The organism is Streptomyces sp. NPDC040718, from assembly GCF_055593565.1.
Map to the genome: position 1 here is coordinate 41,598 of NZ_JBVIXO010000009.1, position 14,016 is coordinate 55,613.

General features: G+C 72.2%; 13 protein-coding genes and 1 other RNA gene. 8 read left to right on the forward strand and 6 right to left on the reverse strand.

Annotation, left to right across the window (positions count from 1 at the left end):
- Window positions 1-260: 260 nt before the first annotated feature.
- Both ACZ597_RS22385 and ACZ597_RS22390 read left to right on the forward strand, forming a co-directional pair.
- A complete protein-coding gene (locus ACZ597_RS22385) occupies window positions 261-2,042 on the forward strand; it encodes a serine/threonine-protein kinase (protein WP_471332833.1) in 1,782 nt (593 codons plus the stop codon).
- A gap of 183 nt (window positions 2,043-2,225) precedes the next feature.
- Window positions 2,226-3,488: a serine/threonine-protein kinase gene (locus ACZ597_RS22390; protein ID WP_471332836.1), complete on the forward strand. Its 1,263-nt coding sequence runs from the start codon at window positions 2,226-2,228 to the stop codon at window positions 3,486-3,488.
- A 24-nt stretch (window positions 3,489-3,512) separates the two neighbouring features.
- Here ACZ597_RS22390 and ACZ597_RS22395 read toward each other — a convergent pair whose 3' ends face one another.
- Window positions 3,513-4,568, reverse strand: a complete 1,056-nt coding sequence (locus ACZ597_RS22395; protein WP_471332838.1) for an isopenicillin N synthase family dioxygenase — start codon at window positions 4,566-4,568, stop codon at window positions 3,513-3,515.
- 315 nt (window positions 4,569-4,883) lie between these two features.
- Here ACZ597_RS22395 and prfB point away from each other — a divergent pair, with 315 nt between their 5' ends.
- Entirely contained in the window at window positions 4,884-5,993 is a 1,110-nt protein-coding gene (gene prfB, locus ACZ597_RS22400) for a peptide chain release factor 2 (protein ID WP_471332841.1), read from the forward strand.
- Between the two features lie 119 nt (window positions 5,994-6,112).
- On the opposite strand, the gene ACZ597_RS22405 is transcribed toward prfB, so the two are convergent.
- Complete coding sequence (locus tag ACZ597_RS22405; protein WP_007264415.1) at window positions 6,113-6,301, reverse strand: hypothetical protein; 189 nt, start codon at window positions 6,299-6,301, stop codon at window positions 6,113-6,115.
- Window positions 6,302-6,529: 228 nt separating this feature from the next.
- Between ACZ597_RS22405 and ftsE the strand changes: the two genes are divergently transcribed.
- The 5 genes from ftsE (at window position 6,530) to ssrA (ending at window position 10,467) form a co-directional block, all read left to right on the forward strand.
- The gene (ftsE, locus tag ACZ597_RS22410; RefSeq protein ID WP_007264414.1) at window positions 6,530-7,219 is read left to right on the forward strand and encodes a cell division ATP-binding protein FtsE; all 690 of its coding nucleotides are present in this window, start codon (window positions 6,530-6,532) and stop codon (window positions 7,217-7,219) included.
- 17 nt (window positions 7,220-7,236) lie between these two features.
- Window positions 7,237-8,214 carry a permease-like cell division protein FtsX gene (ftsX, locus tag ACZ597_RS22415; RefSeq protein WP_471332843.1) on the forward strand — a complete coding sequence of 326 codons (978 nt, stop codon included), beginning with the start codon at window positions 7,237-7,239 and terminating at the stop codon, window positions 8,212-8,214.
- A 67-nt stretch (window positions 8,215-8,281) separates the two neighbouring features.
- Window positions 8,282-9,472 carry a S41 family peptidase gene (locus tag ACZ597_RS22420; protein WP_471332846.1) on the forward strand — a complete coding sequence of 397 codons (1,191 nt, stop codon included), beginning with the start codon at window positions 8,282-8,284 and terminating at the stop codon, window positions 9,470-9,472.
- Between the two features lie 18 nt (window positions 9,473-9,490).
- Window positions 9,491-9,976, forward strand: coding sequence for an SsrA-binding protein SmpB (gene smpB / locus ACZ597_RS22425; RefSeq protein WP_471332848.1), 486 nt, complete (start codon window positions 9,491-9,493; stop codon window positions 9,974-9,976).
- Window positions 9,977-10,078: 102 nt separating this feature from the next.
- Window positions 10,079-10,467: a transfer-messenger RNA gene (gene ssrA, locus ACZ597_RS22430) on the forward strand.
- Window positions 10,468-10,527: 60 nt separating this feature from the next.
- Here the strand turns inward: ssrA and ACZ597_RS22435 are convergent.
- From ACZ597_RS22435 to ACZ597_RS22450, 4 genes are all read right to left on the reverse strand, one after another.
- Window positions 10,528-10,791, reverse strand: a complete 264-nt coding sequence (locus tag ACZ597_RS22435) for a Txe/YoeB family addiction module toxin (protein ID WP_471332851.1) — start codon at window positions 10,789-10,791, stop codon at window positions 10,528-10,530.
- Window positions 10,788-11,060 carry a type II toxin-antitoxin system Phd/YefM family antitoxin gene (locus ACZ597_RS22440; RefSeq protein WP_471332854.1) on the reverse strand — a complete coding sequence of 91 codons (273 nt, stop codon included), beginning with the start codon at window positions 11,058-11,060 and terminating at the stop codon, window positions 10,788-10,790. Before ACZ597_RS22440 ends, ACZ597_RS22435 begins: the two co-directional genes overlap by 4 nt.
- Window positions 11,061-11,192: 132 nt before the next feature.
- Window positions 11,193-12,605, reverse strand: a complete 1,413-nt coding sequence (locus tag ACZ597_RS22445; protein WP_471332857.1) for an SH3 domain-containing protein — start codon at window positions 12,603-12,605, stop codon at window positions 11,193-11,195.
- A 93-nt stretch (window positions 12,606-12,698) separates the two neighbouring features.
- Window positions 12,699-13,997 carry an MFS transporter gene (locus ACZ597_RS22450; protein WP_471332860.1) on the reverse strand — a complete coding sequence of 433 codons (1,299 nt, stop codon included), beginning with the start codon at window positions 13,995-13,997 and terminating at the stop codon, window positions 12,699-12,701.
- Window positions 13,998-14,016 lie beyond the last annotated feature (19 nt).

The window sequence follows — 14,016 nt, forward strand, 5'->3', positions numbered from 1 at the left end:
CGCAACACGCCCGGCACCCGCCAATAAATGATCTTGGATTCGGGTGGCGCGGTTCACCCACCGGTACGAATGCGGCCACCCCGTCGGGGGAAAACCGGGGAAATGAGCCCCCGGCATACCCCACAAAACTCACCCTTCGCACATATGTGCGGCAACCAACCTCCGCCGACCCGCGTCTTCCACCGGGACACCCCCTAGAGTTGGGCCGGAAACCCACTCGGCGGAATCAGCCGGAAAGACGACAGCAGGGAGCGCGAGACGTGCGGCCAGTCGGCAGCAAGTACCTGCTCGAGGAGCCGCTCGGACGCGGCGCCACGGGCACCGTCTGGCGCGCCCGCCAGCGGGAGACCGCCGGCGCGGAGGCCGCCGTCGCCGGCCAGCCCGGCGAGACCGTGGCCATCAAGGTCCTCAAGGAGGAGCTGGCCCAGGACGCGGACATCGTCATGCGCTTCCTGCGCGAGCGCTCCGTCCTGCTCCGCCTGACGCACCCCAACATCGTGCGCACCCGCGACCTCGTCGTCGAGGGCGACCTGCTCGCCCTGGTCATGGACCTCATCGACGGCCCGGACCTGCACAAGTACATCCGGCAGAACGGCCCCTTCAGCCCGGTCGCCGCGAGCCTGCTGACAGCCCAGATCGCGGACGCGCTCGCCGCCAGCCACGCCGACGGAGTGGTCCACCGCGACCTGAAGCCCGCCAACGTGCTGCTCGACGAGACCAACGGCCAGATGAAGCCGATGCTCACCGACTTCGGCATCGCGCGCCTGGCAGACTCCCCGGGCCTGACCCGCACCCACGAGTTCGTCGGCACCCCCGCCTACGTGGCCCCCGAGTCCGCCGAGGGGCGCCCGCAGACCTCCGCCGTCGACATCTACGGCGCCGGCATCCTCCTCTACGAGCTGGTCACCGGCCGCCCGCCGTTCGCCGGCGGCACCGCGCTCGAAGTCCTCCACCGCCACCTCAGCGAGGAGCCGCAGCGGCCCCCCTCCGTGCCCGAGGCGCTGTGGATCGTCATCGAGCACTGCCTGCGCAAGGAGCCCGGGGAGCGCCCCAGCGCCGAGTCCCTGGCCCGCGGCCTGCGCGTGGTCGCCTCCGGCATCCGCGTGCACTCCTCGCCCGACGAGGTCGAGGCCGCCCTCGGCGTCGCCGCCCTCCTCGCGCCCGACCCCTCGCCCGCCCCGGTCCCCGGCGCCCCGGTCGCCCCCGGCTCCGCCGCCACCGCGCAGGCCGAGGCGTACGACCCGAACGCGTACGACCCGAACGCCATGACGAGCGTGCTCCCGCCCGTCGGCGGCGCCGACGCCACCACCGTGCTGCCGGCCACGACCGGCGCCCCCGGCGGTGCGCCCGACCCGACCTCCGTGATGCCCCCGGTGCAGCAGCCCGACGCGGCGCACCCCTGGCAGTCGCAGATGCGGGCCGCGCGCGACCGCAACGAGCAGACGCAGATGCACTACCTCGACCCCGCCGAGGACCCGCTGCGCCGCCGCCCCCAGCGCCAGGCCCCGCAGGTGCCGCCGCCCCCGCAGCAGCCGCCCCGGCAGCAGCAGTACCGCCAGGCGCCGCCGCAGCACCAGCCGCAGCAGCAGTACCAGCCGCAGCCTCCGCCGCAGCAGTACGCGCAGCAGCCGCCGCAGCACTACCAGCCCCAGCAGTACCAGCAGCCGCAGCCGCCCCAGCAGCAGCCGCAGTACCGCCAGCCCCAGCCTCCGCCCCAGCAGCAGCCGCCGCAGCCGCCTCCCGCGCGGCAGCAGCGCCGGCCGCAGCAGCAGGCCCCGCGCGAGCCCCGGCCGCCGCGCGAGCCGCGCCGCCGCAGCGCCAACCCGGTCCGGATCCCGGGCCTCGGCTGCCTCAAGGGCTGCCTGGTGCTGATCCTGCTGCTCTTCGTGGGCGGCTGGCTGGTCTGGGAGCTCACCCCGCTCCAGGAGTGGATCGGCACCGGCAAGGGCTGGTGGGACCAGGTCTGGAGCTGGGGCACCGACATCGTCGACTTCGTCGGCTCCATCGGGGACGCCGCCGGCAGCGGCGGCAGCGGCTCCTGAACGTCCGCCGGAGGGTCCCCCGAAGGACCCTCCGGAGCCTCCCGTAGCGCCGACCTTGTGGATTTGTCGACATCCAGGACGTGATTTCGCCCGCAGAAGTGAAGGTCGCCGCGATCCGGCGACCTCAACCCCCATTCGGCCGCGTAGCTTTGGTCCGTTACGCCAGCCGCTGAGGGAGCAGTCGTGGCACGGAAGATCGGCAGCCGGTACACCGCCCACCAGATCCTGGGCCGCGGCAGCGCGGGCACGGTGTGGCTCGGCGAAGGCCCGGACGGCCCCGTCGCCGTCAAACTCCTGCGCGAGGACCTCGCCTCCGACCAGGAACTGGTCGGACGCTTCGTCCAGGAGCGCAGCGCGCTCCTCGGACTGGAGCACCCGCACGTCGTCTCCGTGCGCGACCTCGTCGTCGACGGCAACGACCTCGCCCTCGTCATGGACCTCGTACGCGGTACGGACCTGCGCACCCGCCTCGACCGCGAGCGCAGGCTCGCCCCCGAGGCGGCCGTGGCCATCGTCGCGGACGTCGCCGACGCGCTGGCCGCCGCCCACGCGGCGGGCGTCGTCCACCGGGACGTCAAGCCGGAGAACGTCCTGCTCGACATGCAGGGACCGCTCGGCCCCGGCGGCGCGCACCCCGCGCTGCTCACCGACTTCGGCGTCGCCAAACTCATCGACTCCCCGCGCCGCGCCGCCGGCGGCCGCAGCGCCGCCCCCACGACCCGGATCATCGGGACCCCCGACTACCTGGCCCCGGAGATAGTGGAGGGCCTGCCCCCGCGGGCGGCCGTCGACATATACGCCCTGGCCACGGTGCTGTACGAGCTGCTGGCAGGCTTCACCCCCTTCGGCGGCGGCCACCCGGGCGCGGTGCTGCGCCGGCACGTCACCGAGACCGTGGTACCGCTGCCGGGCATCCCCGACGAGCTGTGGCAGCTGATGGTCCAGTGCCTGGCCAAGGCCCCCGCCTCGCGGCTGCGCGCCTCCGAGCTGTCGGCCCGGCTGCGGGACCTGCTGCCGCTGCTGGCCGGGATGCCGCCGCTCGACGTGGACGAGCCGGACGACGCCGACCCCGAGCCCGAGCCGGAGCGGGAGCCCGACGCCGCCGACCCGGTGCGCAGGCGGGGCGTGGTCCCGCTGGTGCCCGGCTCCGCCACGGACTCCAACCGGGACACCCACACCTCCATGCGGGTCCCGGGCCCGGACGAGCTGGCGGGCGGCGCACTGGGCACCGCCCGCGTCCCCCGCCCCGCGGGCGGGTACCGGCCCGGCTCCGCCCGGCACCGGGCCGAGGCCGTGCGCAAGCGGCGCCTCGTGCTCTCCGCGTCGGCACTGGCCCTGGTGGCGGCGGTGGGCCTGGGCAGCTGGATCGCCGTCTCCGGCGAGGACCCGGCGCCCCCGCCGCGCGACGGCAAGGGCAGGCAGTCGGCCCCGGCCCAGCCCAGGTAGCCCCGGGCCCGGGGAGGCCCCGGACTACACCGCGGTGAGGTCCGGGTGCCAGCGGCGGGCGACCTCCGGGTGGGCGCGGACCCAGCCCTTGAGCTCGTTGCGGCCGTACTCGGCGTGCAGCGGGTTCGACGCGTCGTGCGCCACGCCCGGCGCCGAGCGCAGGTAGTCCCCGGGGACGGTCTCCACCACCGCGTCCAGCCTCGGGTTGTAGAAGAACGGCACCGAGAACCGCTCCACCGCCCCCGGAGGGCTGACCACCCGGTGGTCGGTGGCCCGCAGGTACCCCTCGGTGGCGATCTCCAGCAGCTCGCCCAGGTTCACCACGAACGCCCCCGGCCGTGGCGCGATGTCGACGTAGCCGCCGTCCCGCACGACCTGGAGCCCGCCCACCGAGTCCTGGAGCAGCAGCGTCAGGAAGCCGTAGTCCTTGTGCGCGCCGACGCCCTGGTCGGCGCCCGACGGCGCGGACCCGGGGTAGCGGATCAGCTTCGTGTGCAGGTGGGGGCGGTCCGCGAAGGCCGCGTCGAAGAAGTCCGGGGGAGCGCCGATCGAGGCCAGCAGCTCCTGGAGCAGCCGGTGCGCCACCCCCGCCAGGCGCTCCTGCCAGCCCAGGACCGCCTCCCTCAGCTCCGGCAGCGCCGCCGGCCACTGGTTCGGGCCCTCCAGCCACAGGTAGGCGGGGTCCTCCGGCCCCAGCGCCGGCGCCGGCCGCTCCGCACCCACATCCAGCTGGTCCCGCCAGTCGGAGGACCCGCCGGTCAGCTCGTGGCCGATGCGGGTGTAGCCCCGGAAGTGCGGGGAGTTCAGGTTGCTCACGGACAGCCGGTCGGCCTCCGGGAGCGCGAAGAAGGCCCTGGTCAGTTCCAGGATGCGGGCGGTCTCGGCCTCGGTTATGCCGTGTCCGGTCAGGTACAGGAACCCGGTGTCCCGGGCCGCGGCGTGCAGCTGCTTCAGGAAGTCGGGGCGCTCGGCGGGGTCGTCGGCCCGTGAGAGGTCGATGACGGCGAGGGCGGGCGCGGACGCGGCCGTGGCGGAGGAGGTGGAGACGGAGGAAGAGGAAGAGGGGTGCGCGGACGGCATGACGGCTCCGTTTCGGATGTCACAGGGTCCTGTGCCCCAGAGATGGCGGGGCGAGCGGATGGAGCGGTCCGCCGGCAGGGATGGCGCCGGGACCGCGTAGCCGCGTGCAGGACCGAAGTCGGATCGGGGTTGATCAGGCTTGTGCTTGGTCCGGCGGCAGACAGCTCGTCGTGGTCACACGCATGTGGTCCACATGGCGGCGCTTCACGAGTAGAACGGTCATACGAGGAGCGTACGCCCGTATCGACGCTCCCCTGTACGGTCCGATCCGGCCTGCCCGGACAGTGCCGTCCGAGGACCGGCTAGGCTTGACCCGTGGCAGTCGTCGATGTTTCCGAAGAGCTGAAGTCCCTCTCCTCGACCATGGGGTCGATCGAGGCCGTCCTGGACCTCGACAAGCTGAGGGCAGATATCGCCGTGCTCGAGGAGCAGGCCGCCGCGCCGTCCCTGTGGGACGACCCGGACGCCGCCCAGAAGATCACGAGCAAGCTTTCGCACCTCCAGGCCGAGGTCCGCAAGGCCGAGACCCTGCGCGGCCGCATCGACGACCTCGCGGTGCTGTTCGAGCTCGCCCAGGAGATGGACGACGCGGACACCCTCGCCGAGGCCGAGACCGAGCTGGTGTCCGTGCGCAAGGCGCTGGACGAGATGGAGGTCCGGACCCTGCTCTCCGGCGAGTACGCCGAGCGCGAGGCCCTGGTCAACATCCGCGCCGAGGCCGGCGGCGTCGACGCCTCCGACTTCGCCGAGCGCCTCCAGCGCATGTACCTGCGCTGGGCCGAGCGCCACGGCTACCCGACGGAGATCTACGAGACCTCGTACGCGGAAGAGGCCGGCATCAAGTCGACCACCTTCGTCGTCAAGGCCCCGTACGCCTACGGCACCCTCTCCGTCGAGCAGGGCACCCACCGCCTCGTGCGCATCTCCCCCTTCGACAACCAGGGCCGCCGCCAGACCTCCTTCGCGGGTGTCGAGGTGCTCCCCGTCGTCGAGACCAGCGACCACGTCGAGATCGACGAGACCGAGCTGCGCGTCGACGTGTACCGCGCCTCCGGCCCCGGCGGCCAGGGCGTCAACACGACCGACTCGGCCGTGCGCATCACGCACATCCCGACCGGCATCGTCGTCTCCTGCCAGAACGAGCGCTCGCAGATCCAGAACAAGGCCAGCGCGATGAACGTGCTCCAGGCCAAGCTGCTGGAGCGGCGCCGCCAGGAGGAGCAGGCCAAGATGGACGCCCTCAAGGACGGCGGCAGCTCCTGGGGCAACCAGATGCGCTCCTACGTCCTGCACCCGTACCAGATGGTCAAGGACCTGCGGACGGAGTTCGAGGTCGGCAACCCGCAGGCGGTCCTCGACGGCGAGATCGACGGCTTCCTGGAGGCCGGCATCCGCTGGCGCAAGCAGCAGGAGCAGACCGCGTAACGCGTGCGCACGTGAGCACGAGGAAGGGCCCGGACACCAGCTGGTGTCCGGGCCCTTCCCCATTACGTGTGATCCACGCGGTCACACGGTGATGCCTGCTGATCGGGACGCGACGCGGCCTACGCGGTCCTTGCCACCAGCGCCAGGGCGGCCACCAGCACCACCAGAAGCGCGATGAGCGTCGCCGGATTCAGCCCGGCGAAGGGGCCCTCCTGCTGGAGGCGCTCCCGGTTCGCCCGGCACACCGGACAGCGGCCCTGGCTGACGGGTGCGGCGCAGTTCGCGCACACGAGCCGGTCATATGTCATGCGCTCCTCCTCTCGTCCCCTCGTCATGGTCAACGGCACGGGGACGCAGTCCGTTCCCCCTACCACTGTGCCAGCTCCGCCGACATTCGGCGCGGCCCGTCCGGGCAATCACGGTCCGGCTCCTCCTGCACCCGGGGATATATCGGGCAACTCCGGTTGCCGGGTCCCCACCCGGCGTCCGGTCGCGTATGGTCACGGTCACCTACTCCCGGCGACCGTGGTGCTCCCGTGATCCGATTCGACAACGTCTCCAAGTCCTACCCGAAGCAGAACCGGCCCGCACTCAGAGATGTCTCCCTCGACATCGCCAAGGGCGAGTTCGTCTTCCTGGTCGGCTCCTCCGGCTCCGGCAAGTCCACCTTCCTGCGGCTCGTCCTGCGCGAGGAACGGGCGACCCACGGCCAGGTGCACGTCCTCGGCAAGGACCTCGCGAAGCTCTCCAACTGGAAGGTCCCGCACATGCGGCGCCAGCTGGGGACCGTCTTCCAGGACTTCCGGCTGCTCCCCAACAAGACGGTCGCCGAGAACGTCGCCTTCGCCCAGGAGGTCATCGGCAAACCGCGCGGCGAGATCCGCAAGGCCGTACCGCAGGTCCTCGAGCTGGTGGGCCTGGGCGGCAAGGAGGGCCGGATGCCGGGCGAGCTGTCCGGCGGCGAACAGCAGCGCGTCGCCATCGCCCGCGCCTTCGTCAACCGCCCCGCCCTGCTGATCGCCGACGAGCCGACCGGCAACCTCGACCCGCAGACCTCCGTCGGCATCATGAAGCTCCTGGACCGGATCAACCGGACCGGCACCACCGTCATCATGGCCACGCACGACCAGCAGATCGTGGACCAGATGCGCAAGCGCGTCATCGAACTCGAACAGGGCCGGCTCGTGCGCGACCAGTCGCGCGGCGTCTACGGCTACCAGCACTGAAAGGCCCCTGAGACGTCATGCGCGCCCAGTTCGTCATGTCGGAGATCGGCGTCGGCCTCCGCCGCAATCTCACCATGACCTTCGCGGTCATCATCTCCGTGGCCCTGTCCCTGGCCCTGTTCGGCGGCTCCCTGCTCATGCGCGACCAGGTCAGCGCCATGAAGGGGTACTGGTACGACAAGGTCAACGTGACCGTCTACCTCTGTACGAAGAACGACGCCCTGGACGCGGCCGGCGCCGCCGCCCCGGGCGCGGCCGCCGGGGCACCGGCAGCCTCCGCGGGCAGCGGCCGGCCCTGCTCCAAGGGCGCGGTCACCCCCGAGCAGAAGCAGGGCATCGAGTCCGAGCTGAAGAAGATGGACCTCGTCCAGACCGTCATGTACGAGTCCTCCGACGAGGCCTACAAGCACTACAAGGAGCGCTTCGGCCACACGGCCCTGGCCTCCGTCGTCACCCCCGACCAGATGCCCGACTCCTTCCGGGTCAAGCTGAAGAACCCGGAGAAGTACGAGGTCATCACCTCCGCCTTCGCCGGGCGCGACGGCGTCCAGTCGGTCGCCGACCAGTCCACCGAGCTCGACAACCTCTTCGCCCTGCTCGGCACCCTCAACTGGGCGGCCCTCGGCATCATGCTGGTCATGCTGATCGTGGCGCTGCTGCTGATCGTCAACACGGTGCGCGTCTCGGCGTTCAGCCGTCGGCGGGAGACCGGCATCATGCGGCTGGTGGGGGCCTCCGGCTTCTACATCCAGGTGCCGTTCATCATGGAGGCGGCCGTGGCCGGCCTCATCGGCGCCGTCTTCGCCTGCGGGATGCTCGGCACCGGCCAGTACTTCGTGATCGACCACGGCATCGCGCTCCGCGACAAGCTCCAGCTGATCAACTTCATCGGCTGGGACGCGGTCCTCGGCAAACTGCCGCTGGTGCTGGTCATCGGCCTGCTGATGCCCTCGCTGGCCGCGTTCGTCGCGCTGCGCAAGTACCTGAAGGTATGACGAGCGCCTCCTGCGCTCTGTGGTCAACCCGGCTTGCCGCGGCGGGGCTTGTCCTAGACTCGGCGACATGCCGGGTCTGCCCGCCCTCTCTCTCCGGCCCCGCGACCTGCGTCGCGGGGCCGTCTTAACGCTGGTCTTCCTGGCCTGCGTGGGCACCGCCGCGGCCACGGGCTGCTGGTCCCCGGACGACACGGACGGGACGAGTACGGCCTTCATGGCGGGGGTGAACGAACCGGACCCGCCCCCTGGTCCCGGCTCCGGGACCGCCGACCGGGAGGCCGTCGCCCGGGCCGCCGCCGAGGCCGTCGCCGAGGGCAAGTCGGGCAAGAAGGCCGCCCAGGAGGTCGTCAGCCGCAGCGGCGACCGCTGGGGCACCGTCTACGACCGGGGCGAGTACGCCGCCTTCGCCGAGGAACTCGACGGCCGCTGGACCGGGGTCGGGCTCTGGGCCGGACGCCGCCGCGACGGCCGCATCGAGGTCGACCGGGTCCAGCCGGACAGCCCCGCCGACCGGGCCGGCCTGCGCGCCGGGGACCGGCTGCTGAGCGTGGACGCCCGGGGCGTGACCGGGCTGGCGGTGGCCGACGTGGTGGCACTGCTGCGCGGGGAGGCCGGCACTCCGGTGGTCCTCGGCCTCAGCCGGGACGGCGCCGACCTCACCGTGACCGTCCGGCGCGCGCAGCTGCGTACCGAGCCGGTGACCGTACGCCGCCTCGCGGGCGGCATCACCGTGATCAAGGTGGCCTCCTTCACCCGGGGCTCGGGGGAGCGCGTCAGGACGGCCGTGCGCGAGGCCCCGCCCGGCGGCGGGGTGATGCTGGACCTGCGCGGCAACCCGGGCGGGCTGGTCACCGAGGCGGTGGCCGCGGCCTCCGCGTTCCTGGACGGCGGGCTCGTGGCGACGTACGACGTACGCGGCTCCGAGCACGCCCTGTACGCCGACCCGGGCGGGGACACCGCCCGCCCCTTGGTGGCGCTGGTCGACGGCGGCACGATGAGCGCGGCCGAGCTGGTCACCGGCGCCCTCCAGGACCGGGGCCGCGCGGTGACGGTGGGCACCCGCACCTTCGGCAAGGGCTCGGTGCAGATGCCGACGGAGCTCCCGGGCGGCGCGGTGGCGGAGCTGACGGTGGGCACGTACCGCACCCCGGCGGGCCGCAGCCTCGACGGCGGGGGCATCACCCCGGACCTGGCGGCCGGCGACGGGGCGGAGGAACGGGCGCGCACGGTATTGGGTGGCCTCGGGGTGGGGTCGTAGTGCGAAAATGACCGCACTATGGCTAAGGAAAAAGGGCGCAAGCTGATCGCCCAGAACAAGAAGGCGCGGCACGACTACGCGATCGTCGACACCTACGAGTGCGGGATCGTCCTGACCGGCACCGAGGTCAAGTCCCTGCGCCAGGGCCGGGCCTCACTGGTGGACGGCTTCGTGTCGGTCGAGGGCCGCGAGGTCTGGATGTACAACGTGCACGTGCCGGAGTACAGCCAGGGCACCTGGACCAACCACAGCGCCCGCCGCAAGCGCAAGCTCCTCATGCACCGCGAGGAGATCGACAAGCTGGAGCGCAAGGCCGAGGAGTCGGGCCACACGGTCGTCCCGCTGTCCCTGTACTTCAAGGACGGCCGCGCGAAGGTGGAGATCGCGCTGGCGAAGGGCAAGAAGGAGTACGACAAGCGCCAGACCCTGCGCGAGAAGCAGGACACGCGCGAGACGCAGCGGGCGATCTCCGCGGTCCGCCGCAAGCAGCGGGGCACGGTTTAATCTCCTGGCACGCGGTGGTCCACTTCGCGTACCATGGCGTCAGCACCAACCCCTCGGGGGCGGCGCACCTTGAGCAGTATCCAACTCAATAGTGGTCAACATGGGGATGATCGGTTTCGACAGCGGCTGTCGATGCAGGGGAAGCGAGCCGAGGAAGCGGCAATGATCTCGCTAACCACATGTCGCAAAAAATAATCGCCAACTCCAAGAGCGATAACTCCCGCTTCACCCTCGCTGCCTAATAACAGTGAGCTGAAGCCTCTGTGAGGAGCGTCAGCCCGGAAGTGGTCCCGGTCCGGATCCTGGCGTCAACTAGGGATCTAAACCTCTAGCCCCGGTCACGGGGGTTGGAGGGAAACCAAACAGTGACTGAGCCCGTCGGAGACTTGTCCGTGTGATCTCCGGGGCCGAGAAAATCGCAGCGGACTGCGCTCGGAGAAGCCCTGCTTCTGCACCGTTGGACGCGGGTTCGATTCCCGCCATCTCCACTCATCCCATGTGGGCGAAGGCCCCGCAGCCGGTCGGCTGCGGGGCCTTCGTCATGCCGGCGGTCAATCGGAGTAGTGGTACCGGGCCTTGAGGATCTTCACTTCCTTGTCGTCGGCCCGGTAGACGAGCCGGTGCTCGTCGTCGATCCGGCGGGACCAGTAACCGGACAGGTCCCCCTTGAGCGGTTCGGGCTTTCCGATGCCTTCGAACGGCGCCCGCTGGACCTCGCCGGTCAGGCGGGTGATGCGCTTGGCCATCCTCCGGTCCGCGGCGAGCCAGTAGAGGAAGTCCTCCCAGGCGTCCGGATCGAAATGGACGCTCCTCACTCCTCACCCGCCAGGGCGTTCAGCTCTTCCATGCTCTTCGCGACGGTGGCTCCGCCCTCACGGTCGCGCGCGACGGCCTCCATGAGGCGGCGGGCGTTCGCGGGCGAGCGCAGCAGGTAGACGGTCTCCTGCCAGGAGTCGTAGTCCTCGGCCGACATCAGGACGGCGTCGCCGTTCTTGGAGCTGATGCGCACCGGGATGTGGTCGTTGTTGACGCGCTCGATCAAGGGGAACAAGGTCTTGCGGGCTTCGCTGGCGCTTATGGGCATGGCTGCTCTCCCTTTCTTACCGGTACCCGAATACGGTACCGCTCTCGTACCGGGTTCGGGTACCGAGGATGGGCGAAGGCCCCGCAGCCGGTCGGCTGCGGGGCCTTCGTCATGCCGGGTGGGGTGGTCGCGTCAGCAGTACGGGACCTTGTTGAGGTTCAGGGCGTAGCGGGCGGCGATCCAGCCGCGGCCGTCGGCGAGCTTGTACCAGATCGGGTTGTCGCCGACGGTCTGGCCGTTGACCTTGCACTGGACCGCCACGACCGTGTTGGTCGGGATCTTGCCGGTCTTCGGGTAGCCCGTGCCGGGGCCGGAGCGGATGCCGAGGCCGTGGCCGGAGGCGACGATGCGGGCCTTCGGGGTGGCCTTGTGGTCGCCCTTGCCGCCCTTGCCGTGGTGGTCGTCCTTGCCGTGGTGGCCGCCGCACTTCTTGCAGGTGCCGCCGGGCTTGCCGTCCTTGCCGGGGTCGCCCTTCTCGCCCTTCTCGCCCCTCGGGCCGGGGATGCCCTGGGGGCCCTGCGGGCCGGTGGCGCCGTTCGACCCGTTCTTGCCGTCCGCGCCCTTCTTGCCGTCGTGGCCCCGGGGGCCGGGCTTGCCGTCGTGGCCGCGGTCGCCCTTGTCGCCCTTGTCGCCCTTCGGGCCTCCGGCCGGCCCGGGGTCGCCCTTGGGGCCGGGGATGCCCTGGGGGCCCTGCGGGCCGGTGGCGCCGTTGGCGCCCTTCTTGCCGTCCGCGCCCTTCTTGCCGTCGTGGCCCCGGGGGCCGGGCTTGCCGTCGTGGCCGCGGTCGCCCTTGTCGCCCTTCGGGCCTCCGGCCGGCCCGGGATCGCCCTTGGGGCCGGGGATGCCTTGGGTGCCCTGGTGGCCGTTCTTGCCGTCCGCGCCCTTCTTGCCGTCGTGGCCTCGGGGGCCGGGCTTGCCGTCGTGGCCGCGGTCGCCCTTGTCGCCCTTGTCGCCCTTCTCACCCTTCTCTCCTGGGTCGCCCTTCTCGCCCCTGAGGCCCGGGAGCCCCGGGAGCCCCGGCTTGCCGTGGTGGCCCGGGCGGCCGTCGTCGCCCTTCGGGCCCGTCACCGGGGTGGCCACGGCGAACAGGGCCGGGGCGTCCATGCCGTTGGACCACTCGCCGCCGTCCAGCGTCGTGCCCTGCGGGGCCTTCGGGTCCACCTTCAGGGTCACCGCCAGCCGCGTCTGCGTGTCCGCCGGGAAGGCGAAGCCCGCGCGGGTCCCGGCGTCGCAGGTCAGCAGGCGTGCGTTCGCCGAGCGGGTGCACGAGCCGGCCGCCCGTTGGCCGTTCCAGTAGAAGCGGGCCTCCGGGAAGGTGGTCCGCTCCGGGGCGGTGATCCGGAAGGTGCTGCTGCGTACCGGGTCCTGGCCGTTCACGGCCGCGATGACGACGCGGCCCGTCTTGCCGGGGGCGATGGAGGGGACGTACGGCTGGGAGAACCGGATCTGGGACGCGTCGGCCAGGGCCGGTACGGCCGGCACCAGGCAGGACGCGGTGACGGCCGCGACGACGAGGGCCGAGGAGACGGAGCGGGAAGCAGGCAAGGGGAGTTCCTCCGCGAAGGAAAGGGCGCTGGGGGAAAGCACCCCCAGTTATGCGGCAACGCGCGGAGGAGTGGTGCGTACCACGCGGGTGCGTCACTCGCCCGCCGGAACAATACGGATAAATCGGGATGTTGCAGTCGAGAGGATCAGTGCGAGCAGCGCCGCGGCGGCCGGGAGGGCGTAGGCCGCGGTGGAGCCCAGCCGGTCGACGGCCTGGCCCGCGGTGGCGGCGCCGGCGGCGATCCCGGCCATGATCGCGGTGACGGCGAGGCTCATGCCCTCGTTGAGGCGGCCGGGCGGAGTGGCCCGCTGCACCAGGGCCATCGCGCCCACCATCACCGGCGCCGTGGCCATCCCGGCCAGCAGCAGCGCAAGCGCCAGCGGCGGTAGCGAGCCGGTGGCGGCGGCCGCCCAGGGCAGGGCCATCGCCCCGGCCAGCACCACCAGGCAGGTGCGCAGGCTCCGCGGGCGGCGCGTGCCGTAGAACAGCCCGGCGGCGCAGGAGCCCGCCGCCTGGAGCGCCAGCACCGGGCCCGAGGTGCCGCCGAGACCCAGGGCGGCGAGGTGGGCGATGGAGGCGACCTCCATCGAGCCGAACACCGCACCGGCGGAGATGAGCAGGCCGAGCAGCGGGAGCAGGGCGCGCAGCGGCGACGGGCCCAGTGCGGCGGCCGGCGCTCCGGTCGCCGGGGGCTCGGTGGCCCGGTGCGCGGTGAAGACCAGCATGCCGGTGAGCAGCAGCGCCGCCCCGGCCAGGGTGCCCGCCTCCGGGAAGGCGGCGGTGCACAGGAACGCCGCGAGGACCGGTCCGAGCATGAAGCACAGCTCGTCCGCGGCCTGTTCGAAGGACATCGCGGTGTGGTGCTCCGACGGGGGCAGCAGGTGGGTCCAGCGGGCCCGGGACATGCCGCCGATGTTGGGGGTCGTCGCGGTGGCCGCGTAGGAGGCGAAGAGGGTCCACGCGGGGGCCTGCGTACGGACGCACAGGATCAGGGAGAGCGAGCCGAGGACGGCGATCACGGTGGCCGGTACGGCGATCCGGGCCTGCCCGTGGCGGTCGATCAGCCGGGCCGTCCAGGGCGCGACGAGGGCGGTGGCGGCGAGCCCGGTGGCGGTGACCGCGCCGGCCAGGGCGTACGAGCCGCGCTGCCCGGCGATCATCATCACCGCGCTGATCCCGAACATGCCCATGGGGAGCCGGGCCAGCAGGTTCCCGGCGGTGAACCCGCGCGTGCCGGGGCGGGTGAAGAGCCGGGCGTACGGGCCGAGGGCGCGGGCCGACGGCGGGGGCGGGACGGGCGCGGGAGACGGTGCGGGGGACGTTGCGGGGGACGGCGCGGCCAGGACCAGGGTGCTGCCGGTCACGGCCATGAGCGGGGATTCTTGCGGCATGCCACGAGCCTGCGGCCCA

Excerpts from the sequence above, each read along its gene's own strand:
- ftsX (WP_471332843.1), top strand. The coding sequence starts at position 7,237 with ATGCGCGCCCAGTTCGTCATGTCGGAGATCGGCGTCGGCCTCCGCCGC.
- ACZ597_RS22405 (WP_007264415.1), bottom strand. The coding sequence starts at position 6,301 with ATGACATATGACCGGCTCGTGTGCGCGAACTGCGCCGCACCCGTCAGC.
- ACZ597_RS22440 (WP_471332854.1), bottom strand. The coding sequence starts at position 11,060 with ATGCCCATAAGCGCCAGCGAAGCCCGCAAGACCTTGTTCCCCTTGATC.
- ACZ597_RS22420 (WP_471332846.1), top strand. The coding sequence starts at position 8,282 with ATGCCGGGTCTGCCCGCCCTCTCTCTCCGGCCCCGCGACCTGCGTCGC.
- ACZ597_RS22450 (WP_471332860.1), bottom strand. The coding sequence starts at position 13,997 with ATGCCGCAAGAATCCCCGCTCATGGCCGTGACCGGCAGCACCCTGGTC.
- ACZ597_RS22395 (WP_471332838.1), bottom strand. The coding sequence starts at position 4,568 with ATGCCGTCCGCGCACCCCTCTTCCTCTTCCTCCGTCTCCACCTCCTCC.
- smpB (WP_471332848.1), top strand. The coding sequence starts at position 9,491 with ATGGCTAAGGAAAAAGGGCGCAAGCTGATCGCCCAGAACAAGAAGGCG.